The organism is Vibrio tubiashii, from assembly GCF_028551255.1.
Classification (GTDB): Bacteria; Pseudomonadota; Gammaproteobacteria; order Enterobacterales; family Vibrionaceae; genus Vibrio; species Vibrio tubiashii_B.
In genome coordinates, this window is sequence record NZ_CP117029.1 from 1,003,188 (window position 1) to 1,025,403 (window position 22,216).

Sequence of the window (22,216 nt, forward strand, 5' to 3'; positions counted from 1 at the left end):
TTATGGATTAATAATAATGAGAAAAATAAAGCCGCAGATATGGATATTGTTGCTAACCCTTGGGCTAGCCGGGTGTGCGTCAGTGCCCGAAGACGAATCTGCATTTAGCGAACCTGAAGTCTATGACCCTATGGAGAGCTTTAACCGCTCAATGTGGGCAATTAACTACGAATACCTCGATCCTTATTTTGTACGACCTGTCTCTTTAGCGTACGTAAATTATGTCCCTTCGCCGATTCGAACTGGTATTAGCAACTTTTTAGGTAACCTCGATGAACCAGCGAGCATGGTCAACAATCTGATTATGGGTAATGGTGAAAAGGCGCTCGATCACTTTAATCGCTTTTGGATCAACTCCACTATCGGTGTTGCAGGTTTAATCGATATTGCTTCTGAAGCGGGTATTACCGATCACAACGAAAAATCATTCAGTGATGCTATTGGACATTATGGCGTTGGCAATGGTCCTTACGTGATGGTGCCCGGATATGGTCCTTGGACTGTGCGTGAAACCGCTGATTTAGTGGACAAAACCTATGTGCCACTCTCTTTACTTAACTTCTGGGCAGGTCTAGGTAAGTGGGCATTAGAGGGGATGGAAACTCGCGCCGCTTTAGTTAATCAAGAAGCTTTACTCGACAATTCTCCTGACCCGTATTCAGTGGCTCGTGACGCTTATCTTCAGCGTCAAGACTACAATGCTGAGATAGAGAAAGATGATTACAATCATGAAGAAGAAGAGTACTTGGACGAATATTTGGAAGAGTTTTAATCGTCGATAGATTGATAGAAGAAAGGCTTGGGTTAAACCAAGCCTTTTTGCTTTCTATAGTGTTCTTTTGATTAGAAAGTGTAGTTCGCTTGTAGGCCGATTAGCCATACATTGCCCGAGACTTCACCGTTGAATGCACCACCAATTGCCGCGGCGGTTTGGTCAGATGAGTCGCGAGGTTCGTTAATTGGCGCATCTTTAGCAATGATGTAAGTAAAGCCTGCATCAAGCGTAAGAGCCTTAGTCGCTTGGTAAGTTGCACCTAAACTCAGCCATGTACGATCGGTTTCTGGAATGGTCGCAGTACGGTTTTTATCAGACACTGCTGACATATCGTAGGCAATACCAGAACGTAGCGCTAGTTTTGAATCTAGCTGATAGGTGGTACCCAAAGCAAAGCGGTAGTTGTCTTCCCAGTTTTCAGATTTAATTAGGTCAGAGCTACCATCGTTAAACTGAGCATTAAGTTCCTTGAAAGAGCTCCAGTCTGTCCAGTTAATACTTGCATGAATCGCAAGTTGCTCAGACAGTTGGTGAAAACTAGCGATCTCGGCAGTGGCAGGAAGAGCGATCGCTAGCTTACCTGGTTTGTGGTTGCCAAAAGTCAGACCTTTCGCGTAGCCTTCAAAGTCCATCATCACTTCTGATTTGTAAGCAAAACCTAGGCGGTGAGCATCATTGATCTGCCAAGCTGTACCGACTTGCCAACCCCAAGACGTATCGTCACCTTCCATATATTTGAGTGTTGTACCTTGCGGAGCTGAAATTGGTTTGTTCGAACCTTGTTCTATACCTACAATATTTTTGCTAGGCGCAGTGGCACCGAAGCTACCTTCACCCATAACATAGCGAACGCCACCACCCACACTCACGTCGTCATTCAGTTTGTAAGCTAGGTTTAGGTTCGCTTCCATTGTGGTAATGCTGGCTTCGTTACCAAAATGAGAGGCCGCGAAATCAGTGCCTAAATTGGTTTCCATACCGTAGTTAGTACCTAAAGCGAAACCAACAGCCAGTTTGTCCGAGTAGCGATGAGAAATGTATAGGTTTGGAATGATTGCATCGTTAGCAAAATCGTTCGCCGAAGCTGAGGTGCTTCCTAGCGCCTGATGAGATACTTGGCCATTAACATCGATGTTCGGGTTTACATAAATCGCACCAGTAGAGATCTGTGTACCTTCTAGGTAAGTCAGCATAGCAGGGTTGCGCCACTGTGCGCTTGCGTTGTCTGCCATCGCAGCTTCACCAGCGTAAGCACGGCCTAGACCTGTTGCTGAGTATTCTGCTAGCTGAAAGCCCGCTGCGTTTACGCTTGTAGAGGTAGCCACTAGGCCACATGCAACAGCAAGTGATAGAAGAGTCTTATTTGTTTTCATTGTAATGTTCGCTGAACTGATTGTATTTGTGTCGAGCGATCATAGAGTTAGAGCTATTACTTTAAAAATTAAAAACACTGTACCGACGCTTTTTGGAGCTTTATATAGGTATTGCGTGGCTTTGTAGTGGTAAATACTGGATGTTAACTTAATGTTTTGATTTTTCAGCGAACATTTGTAGTGCCAATAGCGCTTATGGAGTACGGGTGTAAGCTAAAATTTTGGGATTGGTACAGCTATTCAAACTGAGAAAGATCAGAGTGTAAAGCGAGTTAACTCTAAAGAAAAAGGCCAGCAAGCGCTGGCCTTTGGGTAGGTTTTGTAAGCTGAGCTTAGAACTTATGAGTGTATTGAACACCGAACAGCATCGCTGTTGCTTTAGTCGTAGTGTCAAGCTTAAGCGTCGTTGCACCACTTGTGATAGTGTCATTAACTTGCTTGTCTTTACCTACTAGGTATGTAAAGCCAACATCGATCGCTTGGTCTTTGTTGATGTGGTAAGTTGCACCTGCAGAGAACCATTGACGGTCAGAATCTGGTACAGATACTGAAGTTAGCTCATCCTGTACACCTTCATCAAACATGTAGCCTACGCGCGCTTCCCAGTTCTCATTGACGTAGTAAGTACCACCGATTGAGTAGTGGAAAGTATCCTTCCATTTGTACTCTTTAATTTCAGTACCGTTTGTAGTTACTAGGCGGTCAAATGCGCTCCAACCGATCCACTGTACGCTGTAGTGAACAGCAAATTTAGTGTTTTCAATACGGTGGTAACCAGAGAATTCAAACATATCAGGCAGTGGGATCTTTAGATCGCCAATATTTGATTGGGTATTGTAAGTCACAGTACCACTTACTTCTTTTTCTGGGCTGTAGTGGTAGCTTAAACCGAAACGGTTGTTTTCATCCATTTCAAATACAGTACCTAGATTGAAGCCAACTGCCCAACCAGAAGCATCAATATTCATTAGCTCGGCATCTGTAGTTCCGCCTAGAATAGTATTGTTCATCGTGGTAGTGCGTTTTAGCTCACCTTCACCATAGATAATATCTAGACCACCACCAACACTCCATTGCTCGTTGATACGGTATGAGCTAAGAAGAGCAATATTAGTCGTTGTTACGTTAGTGATACCACCAAATGCATCAGCACCAGGAACCGGAGTAGGAGTTGAACCTTGTAATACGACAGCACCTGTTTTTGAGCCCCAGTTGCTATCGAACTCGTTGGTTGTACCAAAGTTTGAGTAAATACCTAGGCCAACAGCAAATTTGTCGTTAACTGGATGGACCAAGTAAAGGTTTGGTACTACTGAAGTAGCATCGTTGGTAGTGTCGGCGACAGATTGAGAACCTAGAGGAGAAGTATAAGTTGAATCTGAGATCTTAACTTCAGAGTCAATTACGTTAAAACCAACAGAAATTTCAGTACGATCAAATAGCGACATTGCAGCTGCGTTGCGCGACATAACTGAAGCGTTATCAGCGATAACAGCATCACCTGCAAATGCACGGCCTAGGCCCGTTGCTGATTGAGAGTTAAGTTGGAAACCGGCAGCGAGAGCTTGCTGCGAAGCTAGAGAAGTTGTTGCGATTGTCACTGCTAATAGTGATTTTTTAAACAGACGCGTCTTGTTCATTTTTGCTTTTTCCTTTTTGTTCGTCTCTAAGTGGACGATAAAATTTGAGCAAAAGCTCAGTGGTGGCTGATACTAGACTCAAGTATAAGATATAGAAATCCGACCATTGCCGATTAGGGTGATAAAATTATGGAAATGATGGTTATCTGGCAGGAAAATGCTGCAAAAAACGTCTTTTTAGAGTCTTGACTCTAATTTTGTGCTAAAAAAATGGCTCAAACAGATTGTTCAAGCCATGACGTGGGTCACAAATTGTTGCGGTTTTGTTAAATCATCGGTTTGATGATTTTAGATATGCTTTCAGCGATCTTAGCCACATCTTCACCTTCGTCACCGACGATGATCATGCTGGTATCTCCCATTGGTTCCACAACTCCAGCCATACCGTCTTCATTGAAGTCGACCGTTTGGTTAGATGGAATCCCGGTTAAGAACAATGTAACTTTGCCTTTTTCGCCTCTGAATACCATATGTAGCGCATTCGACTTGCCGAAACCGCAGTGATTTAAGTAATACACATGGTACGGAAAGGTTTCCGAAAGCTGGTGATCAAACGGCATCATCTTAGCGTTGATTTGCGATGATTTAACCTGCTCGTCAAGATTTTGGATAAACGGCTTCTCATCAACAACATGCTGAAGCGCCGTCGTTGCCAAGCTCGCTTGCGCTGGAGACACCACCAGATTACTCCAATTTAGCTGGCCAACCAGTAAACCTGCTACAAAGGCTACCGAAGCTGCCATTGCCATCGCTTTGCGAGCAAAGTTAGGTCGCACGACGTTATCTCTGGCAACGGACGTCTGATTAAACAAAATCTTATCAGCCAGATCTTCAGGTACATCGACTGCCATTGCTTTTGCAATCTGCTTGTCGAGATCAAGGATTTCATCAGCGAACTGTGCGTTTTGTTCACTTTCTTTTATCGCCGCACTTATCTCACTATCTCTTTGTTTAGGATCGGACATGATGCGTCGGCGAAATTCTAATTCATCCATTTTGCTGCCCCCTATGTGTATTCTCTGAATCTAACATCTCTTTCAATTGGTTCCTCGCTCTAAACAGTCGAGTCATTACCGTATTTTTATTAAGACCGAGTATCTCACCGATTTCTTCGCCGCTGAATCCGCCCACAACTTGAAGGAACAGTGGCTCTCGGTAATCTTCCTCAAGCTTCATGATCTGAGCTTGAACCCATTGTGTTTGGTGGTGAGGATCATCCGAAACCTTAGCATCGTTGCCATGGTCGTCGATATCTACCAGATCAAACTGTTTGCGTTCAAAACGGCGCGCATTTTCTCGTCTTAATATGGTGATAAGCCAAGATTTAGCTGCTTTTTCGTCTTGCAAGCTATCTAGAGATTTCCATGCACGTAGGCAAGTTTCTTGTACAAGGTCTTCTGCAATGGTTGGATCTTTACACAACCAATAGGCGTACCTGTATAAGTCTCTGTGATAAGCTCTGACAAGCGCTTCGTATTTTCTTTGTCTGTCCATATCCGAGTTGACCGGATCATTGGACTTTTTCTTTCCAAAAAAATTGATGATTGACACAGGAGCCTCCCTCGTTGCTCTGTGAATTTATTGTTGTTGTCACTGCGATAAGTGGAGCAGTGGTACTCATTCATTTCTTAGCAAGCTAAAGTTATCGCTTGAATAAAAGCGTAGCAATTGATGTTGTGAATAGTTGAAGTGAAATATAACAGCATCTGTTCGCCAGTATTCCACTTAAAATTGATCTATTTCAAAATCTGGCCAACTCGAAAGGTTATAGTAACACCTGTCATCTAGTCGGTGTTTACACTGACAAGTTGAGCAAGATGACACTTCCTTTTGAAGGCTGACTTTACTTTCTCCTAATCAGGAAACTGATTATTTCAATTGGCGTAAGTTAATTGCTTTATATATTCCAACCACACAGCTTTGTGTGGTTTTTTTTTGCCTGCAATCTCTACGACAACCATTCTACCTATAAGTTACACCTATTTTATCAAGTTATCTCTTAGTCCAGTGTTATTTATCGCTATTGGCTGATAAGCAGCGTAATCTGTTGTAAGTCACGTTTATTCAAACGACTGTTTGATTGAATTAACATTCTCGTTACAATGATTCTGGTCAGACCTCTATCTATTAAGGAGCAACAATGGGCAAGCTGGAAGTGAAAACTCGCTCAGGAGAACGTGTAGCGATTGTCGCAGGATTGCGAACACCGTTTGCACGTCAAAGTACAGAATTTAGTCAAGTCCCGGCGGTAGACCTCGGAAAAATGGTCGTGAGTGATATGCTTGCTCGCACTGAAATCGATCCAAAACTGATTGAGCAGGTTGTGTTTGGTCAGGTTGTACAAATGCCTGAAGCACCAAACATTGCGCGAGAGATCGTGCTTGGAACGGGGATGGACATTAATACCGATGCTTACAGCGTGACTCGTGCTTGTGCGACGAGCTTCCAATCAGCCGTAAACGTTGCCGAAAGCATTATGGCGGGAACTATTGATGTCGGTATTGCTGGCGGTGCGGACTCCTCTTCTGTTCTGCCAATTGGTGTTTCGAAGAAACTAGCGGCAAACCTACTAGCACTGAGTAAAACCAAGACGCTCAGTCAAAAGCTCAATATTCTTAAAACTCTGTCATTGAAAGATTTGATGCCAGTACCGCCTGCAGTCGCTGAGTATTCTACTGGCTTATCAATGGGTCAAACGGCGGAGCAAATGGCGAAATCGCATGGCATTACTCGTCAGGCGCAAGATGAACTTGCTCACCGCTCTCATACGCTTGCTGCTCAAGCTTGGAATGATGGCAAGATAGAAGGGGAAGTGATGACGGCATTCCCTGAACCTTATAAGAAGTGGATCGCTAAAGATAACAATATTCGTGAAGATTCGACGATTGAGGGTTACGCAAAACTTCGTCCAGCATTTGACCGCCAGTACGGCAGTGTCACTGCGGCCAACAGTACGCCTCTTACCGATGGTGCTGCGGCAATCATGTTGATGCGCGAAGGCAAAGCGAAGGAGCTGGGATTAGATATCATGGGTTACATTCGCTCTTACGCTTTCTCTGCAATTGGTGTAGAGAAGGACATGCTTATGGGGCCTTCTTACGCGACACCGATGGCGCTCGATCGCGCGGGTATCGAGCTATCAGATCTGACGCTAATCGATATGCATGAAGCCTTTGCGGCGCAGGCGCTTTCAAACGTTAAGATGTTCGCAAGCGATAAGTTTGCCCAAGAGAAGCTGGGTCGCTCCAAAGCGATTGGCGAAATTGATATGGATAAATTCAACGTATTAGGTGGCTCGATTGCGTACGGTCACCCATTTGCTGCTACAGGTGCGCGCATGATCACTCAAACGTTGCGTGAACTGCAACGAAGAGGTGGTGGTTTAGCATTGAATACAGCCTGTGCCGCAGGCGGTTTAGGCGCAGCTATGGTACTGGAGGTAGAGTAATGAGCGACAAAACTGCATTTAACTTATCTATTGATGATCAAGATATCGCTTGGCTCTCTATTGATGTTCCAGGCGAGAAGATGAATACCCTTCAAGCCGCTTTTGCTGAAGAAATGGAAGCGATCTTCGCTCAACTTGCGGAGAAAGGTGCGTCAATTAAAGGTTTGGTGGTTCATTCATTGAAACCAGATAACTTCATTGCGGGTGCCGACGTACGTATGCTTGATGCTTGTACCAGTGCTAAGGAAGCGCAAGCATTGGCGGAAAAAGGTCAGCAAATGTTCCAGCAGCTTTCAGACCTGCCTTATCCTGTCGTTGCCGCTATTCATGGCCCTTGTCTGGGTGGTGGACTAGAACTCGCACTGGCTTGTGATTACCGAGTGTGTAGTGATTCAGATAAAACCCGTTTAGGCTTACCAGAAGTACAGCTCGGCCTATTACCAGGCTCAGGCGGTACCCAGCGACTGCCTCGTTTGATTGGTTTGTTGCCATCACTAGATATGATTCTTACTGGCAAACAGCTTCGAGCAAAGAAAGCGAAAAAACTGGGCGTGGCAGATGCGGTCGTTCCTCACACGGTTTTGCTTGATGTTGCGAAAAGCTTTGTCGAAAAACATGCGGGTAAGAAGAAAGGTAAGCGAAAAGTTTCGACTAAAGAAAAACTTATTTCTAATACTGGCTTAGGCCGCAAAGTGATTTTTGAACAGGCGGCTAAAAAGACAAATGAAAAGACTCGTGGAAACTACCCAGCAGCTGACGCTATTTTGCAAGTGATTCGCTATGGTCTCGAAAAGGGCTTTGAAAAAGGTCAGAAGAAAGAAGCAGAGCGTTTTGGCGAGCTAGTGATGACCTCTGAGTCAAAAGCACTACGTTCGATCTTCTTTGCAACCACAGAGATGAAAAAAGAGCACGGCAGTGATGCTCAACCTAAACCTATTGCAAGAGCAGCGGTACTAGGTGGTGGCCTTATGGGCGCAGGGATCAGTCACGTCAGTGTGGCTAAAGCAAAAGTACCTGTTCGAATCAAAGATGTATCTAACGACGGTGTACTTAACGCGCTCAAATACAACTACAAACTGTTTGAGAAGCAAAGAAAACGTCGAATCCTCTCTAAAGCGCAACTACAAAGCAAAATGTTGCAGCTTTCTGGTGGGACAGATTTTACTCGCTTTAATCACACTGATATTGTTATTGAAGCGGTATTCGAAGATCTCAACCTTAAGCAACAAATGGTGGCAGATATCGAGAGTAACGCCAAAGATAGCACCATTTTCGCGACTAATACTTCGTCTCTGCCAATCCATCAGATTGCAGAGAAAGCGGAGCGCCCGGAAAACGTCGTCGGCTTGCACTATTTCAGTCCAGTAGAGAAAATGCCATTGGTTGAGGTCATTCCTCATCAAGGCACTTCAGATGAAACGATTTCAACGGTAGTGGAATTTGCGCGTAAGCAAGGCAAAACCCCAATTGTGGTTAAAGATTGTGCTGGCTTCTACGTAAACCGAATCTTAGCGCCTTACATGAATGAAGCGGCGCAAGTTCTGTTGACCGGAGAGCCAATAGAACAGCTTGATACCGCGCTGCTTAATTTTGGCTTCCCTGTTGGTCCAATCACCTTACTGGATGAAGTCGGCGTTGATATTGGTGCCAAAATTATGCCTATCTTAGTCGCTGAGCTTGGTGAACGTTTCCAAGGGCCAGATGTGTTTGACAAACTGCTCAATGATGACCGTAAAGGGCGTAAGAGCGGTAAAGGTTTCTATACCTACAAAGGCAAAAAGAAAGAAGTCGACAAGTCAGTGTATAAATTACTGAGCTTGAGCCCAGAGTCTAAGCTTGCTGAGAAAGACATCGCTATGCGTTGCGTTATACCAATGCTCAATGAAGCGGTTCGCTGTTTAGACGAAGGCATCATTCGCAGCCCAAGAGATGGTGATATTGGTGCTATTTTCGGTATCGGTTTCCCTCCATTCCTAGGTGGTCCATTCCGTTATATGGATCAAATTGGAATCGAAAAATTGGTGGAGATCATGAACGAACATGCGCAGAAATATGGCGATCGATTTGCTCCATGTGATGGCCTACTCACGCGAGCAGGCATTGGCGCTAAGTTCTACGACTAAAACCAAAGCTCTACTAAGGCGAACCAATGGGTTCGCCTTTTTCGTTTATGGGCGTTATTATCAAGAAAAACAAGACACTAAAAAGGAAGTCTCATGGATGCTCTAGATTTATTGTTGAACCGTCGCTCAATAGCAAAGTTATCTGAGCCTGCTCCTGAAGGAAAAGCGCTGGAAAACATTATTCGCGCAGGACTAAGAGCGCCAGATCATGCAGGTTTGACGCCGTGGCGCTTTGTTATTGCGCAAGGTGAGGGGCTCAACAAGTTGTCTGACATTCTAGTCAAAGCAGCACAAGCTGAGGACAGTGAACAAGCCGTTGTGGACAAGGTGAAAAATGCGCCGTTTCGTGCCCCGATGGTGATCACAGTTATAGCTAAAGTGACCGAACATGAGAAAGTGCCGGCGCTAGAGCAATACCTTTCAGCAGGTTGCGCGGTTCAAGCGATGCAGATGGCAGCGGTTGCTCAAGGTTTTCAGGGATTCTGGCGTTCGGGCAAGTGGATGTTCCACCAAGAAGTGCACCAAGCGTTTAATCTCGAAGGTGACGATGAAATTGTTGGTTTCCTTTATCTTGGTACGCCAGGTTGCACACCAATGAAAGTACCAGAGCGGGATTTGAGTAAGTTCGTCGAGTATCTGTAAGAATTAAAAAAGCTTGGTGATTACCAAGCTTTTTTACTTTTGGCGATTGTTTAGTGAAGATTGTAAGCAATAACAAAATCAATAAACAAACGTACTTTTTCTGGTAGATGATCTTTATGGTTATAGAGCATATAGATATCGCGTGGGTTAGCACTCCAGTCTTCGAGAACGCGAACTAAGCTACCATCCTCAATGTACTCCCTCAGCATGACATCAGGCATTAGAGTGATGCCTAAACCAGAAGAACAAGAGCTTCTTACCACGTCTAAGGTGTTGGCTTGAAAGCGGCCTTTATCGTTATTGATCACGGTTTCACCGCTATTGTTCGATAGCTGCCATTTAAGCAGTGGCGAGCCTTTAAGCAAAGAGTGGTGATGCAGATCTTCTGCGTGCTTAGGAGCTGGATTTATTTTTAAGTACTCAGGGCTGGCAACCAGAATATCAGCCACTGAGCTGATTTTACGCGCGATAAGACTTGAGTCACGCTGCGGACCAACGCGAAAAATGACATCCCACTCAGTTGGGTCCAACTGATCGGCGTGGTTGCTGGTCGTTAGCTCAATATTGATGTCTGGGTACTTTGCCATAAAGGCGTTGTACATAGGCATCATCATGCGCTTAGTCAGGTTTGAAGGTGCGGTAATACGAATTTTACCCGCAGCACCACGGCACTCATCAGTTAACTCCTCAGCGGCTGACGCTAAACGACTAAGCAGAGGAGAACATTCATTGTAAAAACGTTCACCTGCTTCTGTAAGGGAGAGTTTACGAGCATGGCGATTGAGAAGGCGTAGGTTCAAAGAATCTTCTAGAGCCTGAATACGTCGCGTTATAGTAGCCACAGGAATCATCGTTTTACGAGAAGTTGCGGTATAACTCCCGTTTTCGACTACCAGTCTAAATAGGTTTAGATCATCTAATTTCATTGTATCAGACACACATTTTTACGAATTTGGTTAATTTATATGTATATCAAACGTCAAAGTTTGAGTCACATCAACAAGTTTATCGAAATTTGCTATTCCATACATATAGTATGCAACAAGGCTTCAAAGTGGAAGATTTGTATAAATCGCAGTTCGAGACTACTTTTTAAGGAGTGTGTAGAACTAAATACAAGAATAACAATAAAGAGCAGTAACATTAGTTTGTGTGAGGCAAAGATTTATGCATAAAACAGTTGAAGTTGGAACCAGTGCGGCTCTGCCTGTCGCCGCTGGGCAAAAGGTGATCATGCTGGTGGATGACGATCCTATCTTCCGCCGCATCACTCTCGGTTTTCTAGAATCTCAAGGCTACAAGGTTGTAGAGGCAGAGAATGGACTCGATGGGTTACAAAAACTGCGTTCAAATGAACCGGATTTGATTCTGTGTGATCTGTCGATGCCCATTTTAGATGGTATCGAATTCGTTGAAGAGGTGAGCCTCGAATACCCCTCATTGCCGCTTATCGTCGTTTCTGCCACCGATGAAATTTCAGATGTGGCGAAAGCGCTACGTTTTGGTATTAAAGACTTTCTGCCTAAACCCATCAGTAATCATGAGCACCTAGCGTGCGCTATTGAAAACACCCTCGATGACTCGGATAACCATTTAAGCGATCAACGTGATTTTTCCAGTCAATGGTTCAGAGTCGATAGCGGTGATATGCCAGAAGAGCAAGAATTGCATTGGCATTTAGAGTACCTTGACGAGAATCCAAGCGCGGCTAAAGATTTGCTACATGCTCTGTTACCAGACAAAGATACTTCTCAAGGCGACTGGAAATGCAGCTATCGTTTGCTTCAGTCAACGGATGTGATGCCACTTGTCTTTGATTACGCATGGCTCATTAACGGGCAGTTTGCTTTTTATCTCGTTGATTCTGACAGTGAAGGGCAGCATGGAGCCGCCACCACCTTATTGGTTCGCGCGCTTTTCCATGATTATCTACGTAACCTCAAGTGCTTTAATGCCGATCTTAAAGACATAGCAAGTCTGCTAGAGAAGGGGATTAAGTGCTCCGATTGCAGTACACCTGTTAAAGCCATATTTGGGATTGCTGATTTATCAGAGGGGACGTTATCACTTCTCCCAGCAGGGTTAGACGCTCAATGGGCTAACGGGTATTTTTCTCAGCATATTCCGGCAGGAGTTATGCTAGGAGAAAATTGCGTTAAAAACTTTATTACCACTGACTTGCCCATTCAGTCAGCTTGCCATTTAACGCTAAGTCGTTTGGGCTCAAGCAGTTTTAGCTTAGATATTTATCGTGGCAGCAACGCCTAGCCACAATAGCTAGAATCATTAGCAGAGCTTGACTCATCCCGATGATGGGTATAGGGCTCAACAGACACATTTCAAATAACCCTTTTGTTAGTCGGTGTTTGTCGACTAACGATTAGGGTATAGTCCGCCATAAAACAAAAACAACCCAAGTTATTAACATTTGATTAATCTCATGGGAGTAAAGTCAACACCTATAATTAGAGAAGCAAGCTCATGGCAGACAAAGATTTTAAAGAACCTTATAATATTTACTACTTTCTTGGATTCATAGCAGTACTGCTTATCCCAACGCTACCAGCAACCTTGACTTGGATTCGCGTGCTTAATGGATATGCAGGCTTCTAAATAGCGTTCGGAGCATACCATCTTAATTCGCAGACTCTTTCTTAATTTTGTTGGTGTGCTCAGCCTAATTCTGGGCTTTATAGGTATTTTTTTACCACTCCTACCGACCACTCCGTTTATTCTTCTTGCTAGCGCTTGCTTCATGCGCAGTAGCCCCAAATTTCATCGTTGGCTGCATCAGCACAAAACCTTTGGTCCTATTCTCACTAATTGGCATCAAAATGGTGCAGTGACCGCTAAGGTCAAAAAGCGTGGTGTGATATGCATACTCATCAGTTTTGCCTTTTCAATTTGGGTCGTCCCCCACTTCTGGTTAAAGATTGCTCTTGTATTGATGCTCATCATTTTACTCAGTTGGTTTATTCGTCTGCCTGTGACTGAGTACCTTGCCGATAGAGAAGAAAATCACTAAGATTGTGAAGAAGTGTGCCCGCTTTTGAAGTGGGCGTTTGTTTTTTAGGCACAATGAACCGTGGCAGTTACTTTAGTCATTTCCAGAGGTTAGGTTGTGCTCAGAATTACGCTAGCAAATGGTAAGCGTTTAGAAAAATGCGCCAACTAGCCAATCTAAGAATGAATTATGACTACTGAAACAATCTCACAGATCAAATCAAGCATTAAAAGCATCCCAGATTACCCTAAGCCAGGCATTCTATTTCGTGACGTAACAAGCCTAATGGAAGACGCAGCGGCTTATCAAGCAACGATTCAGCTGTTAGTTGATAAGTACAAAGATATGGGCTTTACCAAAATTGTTGGTACTGAAGCTCGCGGTTTTCTTTTTGGCGCACCATTGGCACTAGAGCTTGGTCTTGGTTTTGTACCAGTACGTAAACCGGGTAAGTTACCACGTGCAACTGTTGCGCAGTCTTATGAGCTAGAATACGGCACAGACACGCTTGAAATCCACGTTGACGCGATCAATGAAGGTGACAAAGTGCTTGTTGTTGATGACTTACTTGCTACAGGCGGTACGATTGAAGCAACAACCAAGCTGATTCGCCAACTTGGTGGTGAAGTTGAGCACGCAGCTTTCGTTATCAACCTTCCAGAGATTGGTGGTGATAAACGTCTTGAAGGTCTTGGCCTTAACGTTTACAGCATCTGTGAATTTGAAGGTCACTAATCGGGTAGGTTATTTATAGGTATCGTTTCATGAGTTATCTTGCCTTAGCGCGAAAGTGGCGACCAACCAAATTCAACGAAGTGGTTGGTCAAGCCCATGTTCTCACCGCGCTTGAAAATGCGTTAGCGCAAAATCGTCTTCATCATGCCTATTTGTTTAGCGGCACTCGTGGTGTGGGTAAAACCACTATCGGTCGTCTGTTCGCCAAAGGTTTGAATTGTGAAACAGGCATTACCGCATCACCTTGTGGAGTATGTGATACCTGTAAAGAGATCGATGAAGGTCGTTTTGTTGACTTACTAGAGATCGATGCGGCATCTCGAACTAAGGTTGAAGACACTCGTGAACTTCTCGACAACGTGCAGTACAAACCTGCACGTGGTCGATTCAAGGTCTATCTGATCGATGAAGTTCACATGCTCTCACGCCATAGTTTCAACGCCTTATTGAAGACGTTGGAAGAGCCTCCTGAGTATGTGAAATTCTTACTGGCCACCACAGATCCACAAAAACTTCCCGTGACTATTTTATCTCGCTGTCTTCAGTTCCATCTGAAACCAATCAGCGTCGATAATATTCATGAGCAGCTTGATCACATCCTTCAGCACGAGAGCGTTAATGCTGAAGCGAGAGCTTTAGGTATGATCGCACATGCGGCCGATGGCAGTATGCGTGATGCGCTAAGCCTGTCTGACCAAGCAATTGCCCTAGGGAATGGTCAAGTGCTGACGGACAGCGTCGCACATATGCTCGGAACCTTAGATACCGATCAAGCTTTACATCTACTTGAAGCTATCAGTTCTAAGCAGCCACAAACGGCGATGGAGTGTATCGCAACTCTCGCTCAAAATGGTGTCGAGTGGGATGGTTTGCTCCAACAGTTAGCGACACAACTGCATAGACTTGCTATGTATCAGGCATTGCCTGCGACATTAGACCAAAACCAGCCAGATGCGGAAAAAGTTGAGCTGCTTGCGCGTGCATTAAGCCCACAAGATGTTCAGCTTTATTACCAAATTGCGTTAAAGGGACGACAAGATCTCCCTCTATCTCCTTCGGAAAGAGTGGGGTTAGAGATGGTTATCTTGCGCATGATGGCGTTTAGACCTGTCTCCCAGCCGCAAGCGAATGTCATTAGCACTCAAGTTGAAGCATCTGCTCCTGTTGAACCTAACCCTGTGAACACGGTTCCTGTGGTCAACCCAGCCCTGCGTACTCAACCTAAGGCATCAACTCCTCAACCTCAGGCTTCTCAACCTGCTCCAAGCGCGAACGCAGTGCCTCCTGTTGCGGATTATAGCTATGAGCCACCGCAATATGATGAGCCACCGATTGAGCAATACATGCCACCAAGTGAGCAGTTTGTTCCCCCTCAGCCAGATATGGGGCAGCCAGCAGCTCAACCGCAAAGACAGCCATCATCGCAGCCGAGTGAACGAACTTCTTCACCTTTGAGTGGTCTACGTCATCAGTTACGTTCGCAAAGAAAAGGGTTAAACCCTGGGCAAGGTAATGCGCCAAAAAAGGCTAATGCGACATCTGCAAAACCAGAGTCTGTTCTTGACCGTGTAGCAAAAAAACACGGTGGTTCAGCGCAGGTGTCGCCATTGTCACAACCTAATTTCAATGCAGCACCTGAGCCAGCTAAGGATGAACCATATCAATGGAAACCGACCTTACCTCAGACTCAGAAAGAATCGATAGAACTAACGCCAACGTTACTCAAAAAGGCGTTAGAACATGAGAAAACACCAGAAATGGTGCAAAAGCTTGTAGATGAAAGCTTAGAAAAAAATGAATGGGCGAAACTGATTAGCCAGCTAACAACTGCGAAGCTAACGGAGCAGCTTGCGCTAAACTCATATTATGAGAAAAGTGGCGCGTCTATCTCATTGACGCTAAGAGCGACACAGGCGCATCTGAATACCGACAAAGCGCAAAGTGAACTGCTTGGTGAGCTCAATCGCGTACTCGGAGAAGAGTGCCACCTAAGTGTCGAAGTAGGAGAGAGTGGTGAAACGCCACTGGAGCTGCGAGATAAGCTCTATCAAGGGCGTTTAAAGCAAGCTTTCACTAGCCTAGAGCAAGATCAGAATGTTCAGTTTATAGAGAAGCGCTTTGCTGCTCAGCTCGATAAAGAGAGCGTGAGACCAATATAATTGTCGGGGTTGAGTTTTACTAATTGAGCCCCATCTAATAACGAAACAAGCTAACTAACCAGAGAGATAAACATGTTTGGTAAAGGCGGTATGGGCAATCTAATGAAGCAAGCCCAGCAAATGCAAGATCGCATGCAAAAGCTTCAAGAAGAAATCGCTAATATGGAAGTAACAGGTGAGTCTGGTGCTGGCCTAGTGAAAGTGACTATTACGGGTAGCCACAGTGTTCGTCGCGTTGACATTGACGAGAGTCTAATGGAAGACGACAAAGAAATGCTTGAAGATCTTATTGCAGCAGCCTTCAACGACGCAGCACGTCGTGTTGAAGAAACTCAAAAAGAGAAAATGGCTGGTGTAACTGGTGGTATGCAACTTCCACCAGGCATGAAGATGCCTTTCTAATAGAGTAAGAATTAATGCGCACCAGTCATATGCTGGAGCAATTGATGGAGGCCTTACGTTGTCTACCTGGGGTTGGCCCCAAGTCGGCGCAGCGTATGGCCTTTCATTTGTTACAGCGTGATAGAAAAGGCGGCTTGCAGCTCGCAGATGCGTTAAGCCATGCGATGACCGAAATTGGTCACTGTAGCGAGTGCCGTACTTTCACTGAAGAAGAAACTTGCCATATCTGTACCAACCCTAAAAGACAGGAAAATGGTCAGATTTGTGTGGTAGAAAGCCCTGCTGATATTGCAGCGGTTGAGGCAACTGGCCAATTTTCCGGTCGTTACTTCGTGCTGATGGGACACCTTTCACCGCTAGATGGGATTGGTCCGAGTGATATTGGTTTAGATACGCTGGACTTCCGCCTTCGTCGCGGAGATATAAGCGAAGTGATTCTTGCCACTAACCCGACAGTTGAAGGCGAAGCAACAGCTCATTACATTGCTGAGCTTTGCCGAGAGCATCAAGTTCAAGCGAGCCGTATCGCTCATGGCGTTCCTGTCGGAGGTGAGCTAGAGCTCGTTGATGGCACAACGCTATCGCACTCTTTACTTGGTCGGCAGAAACTTTCTTAATCAAATGATAAGACCGCGGGAAACTGCGGTTTTTTTATTGGAATAAATGTTTGATAGCAATCCATCCCTAGATTGCGCGTGAGAAATAACCCGTTAGAAGCGGTAGTCGAATGAGAGGCTGATCTGATTGTTGTATGGGATTGAAACCTTGGTTGTTTCACCACTTTCCCAGTTGATGGTGTTGTCGTATGATTCAAACATATGACGGTATTGTAAATCAGCAGATAAATTATCAAGAATTTGGTATTGCGCACCAACTTGTAAACCGTAAGTGAAGTCAGTATGACTGGCTTTGTGAGAAGCGCCATCCCCTGTATCACGATTGTAAATCGACATTTCAACTCGGTTGTTAACCAACCCAACCGTAGCCCCCCCAAACAAAGATAAATCTGAAGTTAGTGCATGAAGGTAATCATAAGAAATCAGGTACTCTGTTTGAGCAAGATCGATACCTGAACTTACGTGCTCAGGTTCTTCATTTAGACGGTTACGATAGAGCGAAGAGTCAACCATGTGGTTAATCGTGGCAGTAAATCGGTGGTTCTCCTCTAAATATAAGCCGGCTCTTATATGGAATGCGCCACCCTTAGCATTATCGCTGAACGTACCGAACTCGCTATCGCTGACTTCTCCCTTTACTCCTTGATAACCACCACCTGCACCGATGAAGAACTCAGTGGCATAAACCGAACTAGAAAGGCTAGCAATCACGAGTAAACTAAGCTGTTTTTTCATTTTAACCTCCAAAGAAATGAGGCATTCATTATCTTTGGAGCTAAATTAGAGAACTAATTAATAGGCCTTATAACGCTGATAAGTCTTACTTATCAGGTTAGACTTTCAAGCTCTGTGATGTTGTCTAATGCTTGTTGATTTGATGAGCCACACACAACAGGGCATGGTTTAAATTGGTGACAGACTTTTGGCCGCCCTGGCTTCCCAAATAGTTTGCAAAGATTATCTTCATTTAGCTGAATACAGCGTTGTCCCGCGGGTTTACCATTAGGCATTCCAGGTATAGGTGAAGAAATACTTGGTGCTATGCAGCATGCACCGCAGCCTAATCGACATTCCATTCATCACCCCTTAGTGTAAGTTTTTTCGCATGTTAGCAGGGTGTGTGATCTATATCACTAATTTTTTTCAGAGTTGAACCTAGGTAGCTATCACTGAACTATACGATATGAAAAAAAATATTGTGCTCGTTTTTCTGCTCTGTTGTGAATTTTTCCCTTAGAATCCTAATTCCGTACGCTTTAATAACTAGCTTATTTAATGATTACTAATTTAGAGTTTCGTTAATAGTTATTGCTTGATTGTTGTCAAATAGGCTTGTTTATCGGAATGAGTGTATCTATTTTTCGTTATTTAAATAACAATAAAATAAATTAAATTAGTATCAGATCTATAAATAACATTTAGGATTCCAAACGGTATTTGTAGGGTGTTATTTATTTATTACTTTATCAAAATACTAATGATAATTTTAAAGCTTAATTGGTGAGCAAAATATTGCTTGATCTATGGACAATTAATTGCCTAGAATTCGCAGCTACTTGCTCAAGTAACTATTTATTGGGCATATGATTCGGTATTTAAAGGGTTGTGACTTTGGTGCAGTAATTGCTTATAGGGTTACTTTTAAATTCTTATATAAAGTGAGGTTTTATGGGAAATGGAATTATTGTCGGACACATAGGAACCGAACATGATGGATTTCCACCGACGCCTATAACCGCTGGCTCAGGTACTGTGAAAATTGATGGTATTCCTGCTGCACGACAAGGCGATCCTTTGGAACCTCACGATAAGCCTAAGCACCCAAAACATGACCGCGCCATTGCTGCAGGTTCAGGCACGGTAAAGATTGACGGAAAGCCAGCGGCGAGAGCTGGGGATCCCGTAAGCTGTGGCGGTGTATTGCAAGGTGGTAGTAGTGTCAATATCGGTTAGATTGCTAACGATTATTATGATGGTTGCGTTAAGCAGTGCAGCCCACTCAAGCGATAATTACGACGTCGAGAAGATGTCTGCCGAAGAGGCTTATAAGCATGGAAAACTACTTCGTGCGCAGTTCAAAAACACAGAGGCAAGAGCGTACCTTAAGTATTCCGCAGACAATAATTACCCCGACGGAGCCTATGCCTATGCGATGGAGACGATGGGTAACCACGATAAGGTTCGAGCAACGGGTTACGCGAGAGAATATTTGGTAAAAGCTGCAGAAAGCGGTAATAGATCCGCGCTTAAATACCTGTATCGCAACGGAGATTGGTTAACTCATGCCAAGCGTAATAAATATAAGAGTGACTACTACAACAGCCTGATAGAGTTGGGCGCTGTCTCTCCAGGCTTAGCCTATTTGCACTTATCCGACTATTTTCATAAGTCAGATCGAAAACTTTCTGAGTATTACTTAGATAAGGCAATGGAATTCGAACTTCCCAGTGCTTATATGACAAGCGCTGAAAGATTAGAAAATGGCGAGGGGGATTATTTCTTTGAAAGTGAAAGAGTTGCTTTGTCGCGCGAGCGATATAAGCATGCTGCCGTAGAAGGGTATATTCCTGCAATCAAGAGATTCGTCGCCATTTTAGAGTCGCGAGGCAAGTTTCAAGAAGCATTAGAGTGGAGAGAAGTCGGTGTTGTTCAAGGTGACATCACATCTTTGGTTACCCTAGGCAATATCTATAGTGGCAACAGCCCTAGATATCACTTTGTTAAGACGGATCTGCCTAAAGCTAAAGCATATTTTGAGCTCTATCTTGAAAATGCAGGGCAAGACAGATTGAGCAGCGTGTACCAGCAGGCTGAAACCAATTACAAAGAGACAGTAGATAAAATAGCAGAGGTACAACTACCTCAATCTCAAGCGTTGAAGGATGAGTTATCAGAAGTCTCTTACTTCTATAACCATGATTATCTTTGGAACACCTATTGAGCATTAACAAAGTATGAAATCCGAACCCCATTTTGTGGTCAGATTCATACTGTTCATTATTTATTATCGGTCTCAATAATAGAACGTATTAAATTAGACTTATTAATGATGTTAATCATTTAAGTGTGACATTGATTCAAGAGAATAATATTTTCAAATTATAAATTTCTATTCTTTATTAATTGAACGTTTAAGAATTACTAGAAAAATCTAGAAAGTATATCTGACAATAAAGTCAATTAACCCTTACTCTCGCGGGTAATAGGGGCGTTGTTTTATTATCAATATAAACACCATCCTGTTTAAATTTAAATATCGGAGAACTTTGATTATGTCTAAGGAAGGAAGCGTTGCTCCTAAAGAGCGGATTAATATTAAATATATTCCTGCCACTGGCGACGCTCAGGCTGAAGTTGAATTACCACTAAAAACTTTAGTGGTTGGAGACTTTAAAGGTCATACCGAAGAAACCCCTGTCGAAGAGCGTAGTACCGTTTCAGTTGATAAAAACAACTTTGAATCTGTGATGCGTGAAAGTGAACTGAGCCTATCTACTTCAGTGAAAAGCAAATTAACTGAAGATGAAAACGCAGAGCTACCAATTGATTTGCGCTTTAACTCTTTAGCTGACTTTTCACCAGACTCAATTGCGAACCAAGTTCCTGAGCTCAACAAACTTATTGAGCTTAGAGAAGCCTTGGTTGCGTTGAAAGGTCCACTTGGCAACATTCCAGCGTTCCGAGATCGCTTGCAAGAGCTACTTAACTCTCAAGAATCTCGTGACAAGCTTCTAGAAGAGCTAAACCTTGTCAGTGAAGACGCGAAATAGAACAAAATACTGACTAATAACATTCGTCATTTAATGGATTAGGAAAACCCTGATGTCTACAGAAACGGTACTTGAAAGACCCCAGCTGGCTGAAGGCGGCTTACTGGATGAAATCATGGCGCAGACGAAAATCGCGCCAAGTGAAGATGGCTATGATATCGCCAAAAAAGGTGTAGCAGCCTTCATCGAGAATTTAATTGGCTCTGAGCAAGCTGAAGAAGCGGTGAACAAATCTCTTGTTGACCAAATGCTGGTTGAGTTAGATAAAAAAATCAGTGCGCAGATGGATGAGATTCTGCACGATAGCAAATTCCAACAAATGGAATCTTCTTGGCGAGGTCTTAAGCTACTTGTTGATCGCACTGACTTTGGCGAAAACAACAAGATTGATCTTCTCCATGTGACCAAAGAAGAACTATTAGAAGACTTCGAGTTCGCACCAGAAACTACTCAGTCTGGTTTATACAAGCACGTTTACTCTTCAGGTTATGGCCAATTTGGTGGTGAACCTACGGGAGCAATTGTAGGTAACTTCGCATTTACCCCTTCTACACCTGACATGAAGCTACTCCAATACATGGGAGCGTTAGGTGCGATGGCTCATGCACCGTTCCTTTCTAGTGTTGGTCCTGAGTTCTTTGGTATTGACTCTTTTGAAGAGCTTCCAAATATCAAAGATGTTAAATCTATCTTCGAAAGCCCTAAATACACTAAGTGGCGTTCACTGCGCGAGTCAGAAGATGCACGTTACCTTGGCCTTACAGCGCCTCGCTTCCTTCTGCGTGTACCTTACGATCCAACAGAAAATCCAATCAAATCGTTCAACTACTCAGAGAGTGTGGCTCAGTCACACGAGCACTACCTATGGGGCAATACAGCGTTTGCGTTTGCGACTCGCTTGACTGACAGCTTTGCCAAATACCGTTGGTGTCCAAATATCATTGGTCCACAAAGCGGTGGTGCAGTGGAAGATTTACCTGTGCACGTATTTGAATCTATGGGTGCGCTGCAGGCTAAGATTCCTACTGAAGTTCTGATCACCGACCGTAAAGAATTTGAACTTGCTGAAGAAGGTTTCATTGCACTTACGATGCGTAAAGGCAGTGACAACGCGGCGTTTTTCTCTGCTAACTCTATCCAGAAGCCAAAAATCTTCCCGAATACTAAAGAAGGTAAAGAGGCAGAAACCAACTACAAACTGGGTACTCAGCTGCCTTACATGATGATCATCAACCGCTTAGCGCACTACATCAAAGTATTGCAGCGTGAGCAGATTGGTTCGTGGAAAGAGCGTCAAGATCTGGAGCGCGAATTAAATACTTGGATCAAGCAGTTCGTTGCTGATCAAGAGAACCCGCCAGCAGATGTACGTAGTCGTCGCCCACTTCGCGCAGCGAAGATTGAAGTTGCGGATGTTGAAGGAAACCCAGGTTGGTATCAGGTTTCACTTTCTGTGCGTCCTCACTTCAAGTACATGGGTGCGAACTTTGAGCTGTCTCTGGTTGGTCGTTTAGATCAGGCTTAATTG

The 22,216-nt window shown here is 44.0% G+C and carries 21 protein-coding genes; 14 read left to right on the top strand and 7 right to left on the bottom strand.

Going from position 1 to position 22,216, the window contains the following annotated elements:
* The first annotated feature begins 16 nt into the window (after window positions 1-16).
* Window positions 17-772 carry an MlaA family lipoprotein gene (locus LYZ37_RS04580; protein WP_272786681.1) on the top strand — a complete coding sequence of 252 codons (756 nt, stop codon included), beginning with the start codon at window positions 17-19 and terminating at the stop codon, window positions 770-772.
* A gap of 71 nt (window positions 773-843) precedes the next feature.
* Here the strand turns inward: LYZ37_RS04580 and LYZ37_RS04585 are convergent, their stop codons facing one another.
* The 4 genes from LYZ37_RS04585 to LYZ37_RS04600 all read right to left on the bottom strand — a co-directional run bounded on the left by LYZ37_RS04585 (window position 844) and on the right by LYZ37_RS04600 (window position 5,282).
* Window positions 844-2,148: an outer membrane protein transport protein gene (locus LYZ37_RS04585; RefSeq protein ID WP_272786682.1), complete on the bottom strand. Its 1,305-nt coding sequence runs from the start codon at window positions 2,146-2,148 to the stop codon at window positions 844-846.
* Window positions 2,149-2,480: 332 nt separating this feature from the next.
* On the bottom strand, window positions 2,481-3,788 hold the full coding sequence (locus LYZ37_RS04590; RefSeq protein ID WP_272786683.1) for an outer membrane protein transport protein: 1,308 nt from the start codon (window positions 3,786-3,788) through the stop codon (window positions 2,481-2,483).
* A 266-nt stretch (window positions 3,789-4,054) separates the two neighbouring features.
* Entirely contained in the window at window positions 4,055-4,783 is a 729-nt protein-coding gene (locus LYZ37_RS04595) for a DUF3379 domain-containing protein (RefSeq protein WP_272786684.1), read from the bottom strand.
* Window positions 4,776-5,282 (bottom strand): sigma-70 family RNA polymerase sigma factor, encoded by a 507-nt coding sequence (locus tag LYZ37_RS04600; RefSeq protein ID WP_253649379.1) that lies wholly within the window; start codon window positions 5,280-5,282, stop codon window positions 4,776-4,778. The genes LYZ37_RS04595 and LYZ37_RS04600 overlap by 8 nt, the downstream gene beginning before the upstream one ends.
* 646 nt (window positions 5,283-5,928) lie before the next feature.
* Here LYZ37_RS04600 and fadI point away from each other — a divergent pair.
* The 3 genes from fadI (at window position 5,929) to LYZ37_RS04615 (ending at window position 10,001) form a co-directional block, all read left to right on the top strand.
* Entirely contained in the window at window positions 5,929-7,236 is a 1,308-nt protein-coding gene (gene fadI / locus LYZ37_RS04605; RefSeq protein WP_272786685.1) for an acetyl-CoA C-acyltransferase FadI, read from the top strand.
* The gene (gene fadJ, locus LYZ37_RS04610; RefSeq protein ID WP_272786686.1) at window positions 7,236-9,359 is read left to right on the top strand and encodes a fatty acid oxidation complex subunit alpha FadJ; all 2,124 of its coding nucleotides are present in this window, start codon (window positions 7,236-7,238) and stop codon (window positions 9,357-9,359) included. The genes fadI and fadJ overlap by 1 nt, the downstream gene beginning before the upstream one ends.
* Window positions 9,360-9,452: 93 nt before the next feature.
* Window positions 9,453-10,001, top strand: a complete 549-nt coding sequence (locus tag LYZ37_RS04615; protein WP_069665855.1) for an NAD(P)H nitroreductase — start codon at window positions 9,453-9,455, stop codon at window positions 9,999-10,001.
* Between the two features lie 50 nt (window positions 10,002-10,051).
* On the opposite strand, the gene LYZ37_RS04620 is transcribed toward LYZ37_RS04615, so the two are convergent.
* On the bottom strand, window positions 10,052-10,927 hold the full coding sequence (locus tag LYZ37_RS04620; protein ID WP_272786687.1) for a LysR family transcriptional regulator: 876 nt from the start codon (window positions 10,925-10,927) through the stop codon (window positions 10,052-10,054).
* Window positions 10,928-11,168: 241 nt separating this feature from the next.
* Between LYZ37_RS04620 and LYZ37_RS04625 the strand changes: the two genes are divergently transcribed.
* The 6 genes from LYZ37_RS04625 (at window position 11,169) to recR (ending at window position 16,918) form a co-directional block, all read left to right on the top strand.
* A complete protein-coding gene (locus tag LYZ37_RS04625; RefSeq protein WP_272786688.1) occupies window positions 11,169-12,269 on the top strand; it encodes a response regulator in 1,101 nt (366 codons plus the stop codon).
* 364 nt (window positions 12,270-12,633) lie between these two features.
* Entirely contained in the window at window positions 12,634-13,026 is a 393-nt protein-coding gene (locus LYZ37_RS04630; protein WP_038197396.1) for a YbaN family protein, read from the top strand.
* A gap of 168 nt (window positions 13,027-13,194) precedes the next feature.
* A complete protein-coding gene (gene apt, locus LYZ37_RS04635; RefSeq protein ID WP_272786689.1) occupies window positions 13,195-13,740 on the top strand; it encodes an adenine phosphoribosyltransferase in 546 nt (181 codons plus the stop codon).
* 29 nt (window positions 13,741-13,769) lie between these two features.
* Window positions 13,770-15,899, top strand: coding sequence for a DNA polymerase III subunit gamma/tau (gene dnaX, locus LYZ37_RS04640; RefSeq protein WP_272786690.1), 2,130 nt, complete (start codon window positions 13,770-13,772; stop codon window positions 15,897-15,899).
* A 72-nt stretch (window positions 15,900-15,971) separates the two neighbouring features.
* Window positions 15,972-16,301, top strand: coding sequence for a YbaB/EbfC family nucleoid-associated protein (locus LYZ37_RS04645; protein WP_004748326.1), 330 nt, complete (start codon window positions 15,972-15,974; stop codon window positions 16,299-16,301).
* Window positions 16,302-16,315: 14 nt separating this feature from the next.
* The gene (recR, locus tag LYZ37_RS04650; protein ID WP_004748325.1) at window positions 16,316-16,918 is read left to right on the top strand and encodes a recombination mediator RecR; all 603 of its coding nucleotides are present in this window, start codon (window positions 16,316-16,318) and stop codon (window positions 16,916-16,918) included.
* A gap of 93 nt (window positions 16,919-17,011) precedes the next feature.
* Here the strand turns inward: recR and LYZ37_RS04655 are convergent, their stop codons facing one another.
* Both LYZ37_RS04655 and LYZ37_RS04660 read right to left on the bottom strand, forming a co-directional pair.
* On the bottom strand, window positions 17,012-17,653 hold the full coding sequence (locus tag LYZ37_RS04655; RefSeq protein ID WP_272786691.1) for an outer membrane beta-barrel protein: 642 nt from the start codon (window positions 17,651-17,653) through the stop codon (window positions 17,012-17,014).
* A 92-nt stretch (window positions 17,654-17,745) separates the two neighbouring features.
* Window positions 17,746-17,994, bottom strand: a complete 249-nt coding sequence (locus tag LYZ37_RS04660) for a YkgJ family cysteine cluster protein (protein ID WP_272786692.1) — start codon at window positions 17,992-17,994, stop codon at window positions 17,746-17,748.
* 592 nt (window positions 17,995-18,586) lie between these two features.
* On the opposite strand from LYZ37_RS04660, the gene LYZ37_RS04665 reads away from it, so the two are divergent.
* From LYZ37_RS04665 to tssC, 4 genes are all read left to right on the top strand, one after another.
* Complete coding sequence (locus LYZ37_RS04665; protein WP_272786693.1) at window positions 18,587-18,871, top strand: type VI secretion system PAAR protein; 285 nt, start codon at window positions 18,587-18,589, stop codon at window positions 18,869-18,871.
* Complete coding sequence (locus LYZ37_RS04670; RefSeq protein WP_272786694.1) at window positions 18,855-19,859, top strand: sel1 repeat family protein; 1,005 nt, start codon at window positions 18,855-18,857, stop codon at window positions 19,857-19,859. Before LYZ37_RS04665 ends, LYZ37_RS04670 begins: the two co-directional genes overlap by 17 nt.
* A 331-nt stretch (window positions 19,860-20,190) precedes the next feature.
* Window positions 20,191-20,688: a type VI secretion system contractile sheath small subunit gene (gene tssB, locus LYZ37_RS04675; RefSeq protein ID WP_272786695.1), complete on the top strand. Its 498-nt coding sequence runs from the start codon at window positions 20,191-20,193 to the stop codon at window positions 20,686-20,688.
* A gap of 49 nt (window positions 20,689-20,737) precedes the next feature.
* The gene (gene tssC, locus LYZ37_RS04680) at window positions 20,738-22,213 is read left to right on the top strand and encodes a type VI secretion system contractile sheath large subunit (protein WP_171322871.1); all 1,476 of its coding nucleotides are present in this window, start codon (window positions 20,738-20,740) and stop codon (window positions 22,211-22,213) included.
* Window positions 22,214-22,216: the final 3 nt, after the last annotated feature.

Coding starts and splice junctions, on each gene's coding strand:
- LYZ37_RS04660 (WP_272786692.1), bottom strand. CDS start 17,994: ATGGAATGTCGATTAGGCTGCGGTGCATGCTGCATAGCACCAAGTATT.
- LYZ37_RS04620 (WP_272786687.1), bottom strand. CDS start 10,927: ATGAAATTAGATGATCTAAACCTATTTAGACTGGTAGTCGAAAACGGG.
- LYZ37_RS04600 (WP_253649379.1), bottom strand. CDS start 5,282: ATGGACAGACAAAGAAAATACGAAGCGCTTGTCAGAGCTTATCACAGA.
- LYZ37_RS04590 (WP_272786683.1), bottom strand. CDS start 3,788: ATGAACAAGACGCGTCTGTTTAAAAAATCACTATTAGCAGTGACAATC.
- LYZ37_RS04655 (WP_272786691.1), bottom strand. CDS start 17,653: ATGAAAAAACAGCTTAGTTTACTCGTGATTGCTAGCCTTTCTAGTTCG.
- LYZ37_RS04580 (WP_272786681.1), top strand. CDS start 17: ATGAGAAAAATAAAGCCGCAGATATGGATATTGTTGCTAACCCTTGGG.
- LYZ37_RS04615 (WP_069665855.1), top strand. CDS start 9,453: ATGGATGCTCTAGATTTATTGTTGAACCGTCGCTCAATAGCAAAGTTA.
- dnaX (WP_272786690.1), top strand. CDS start 13,770: ATGAGTTATCTTGCCTTAGCGCGAAAGTGGCGACCAACCAAATTCAAC.
- LYZ37_RS04645 (WP_004748326.1), top strand. CDS start 15,972: ATGTTTGGTAAAGGCGGTATGGGCAATCTAATGAAGCAAGCCCAGCAA.
- tssB (WP_272786695.1), top strand. CDS start 20,191: ATGTCTAAGGAAGGAAGCGTTGCTCCTAAAGAGCGGATTAATATTAAA.
- LYZ37_RS04585 (WP_272786682.1), bottom strand. CDS start 2,148: ATGAAAACAAATAAGACTCTTCTATCACTTGCTGTTGCATGTGGCCTA.
- recR (WP_004748325.1), top strand. CDS start 16,316: ATGCGCACCAGTCATATGCTGGAGCAATTGATGGAGGCCTTACGTTGT.
- LYZ37_RS04595 (WP_272786684.1), bottom strand. CDS start 4,783: ATGGATGAATTAGAATTTCGCCGACGCATCATGTCCGATCCTAAACAA.
- LYZ37_RS04625 (WP_272786688.1), top strand. CDS start 11,169: ATGCATAAAACAGTTGAAGTTGGAACCAGTGCGGCTCTGCCTGTCGCC.
- fadI (WP_272786685.1), top strand. CDS start 5,929: ATGGGCAAGCTGGAAGTGAAAACTCGCTCAGGAGAACGTGTAGCGATT.
- LYZ37_RS04665 (WP_272786693.1), top strand. CDS start 18,587: ATGGGAAATGGAATTATTGTCGGACACATAGGAACCGAACATGATGGA.
- apt (WP_272786689.1), top strand. CDS start 13,195: ATGACTACTGAAACAATCTCACAGATCAAATCAAGCATTAAAAGCATC.
- fadJ (WP_272786686.1), top strand. CDS start 7,236: ATGAGCGACAAAACTGCATTTAACTTATCTATTGATGATCAAGATATC.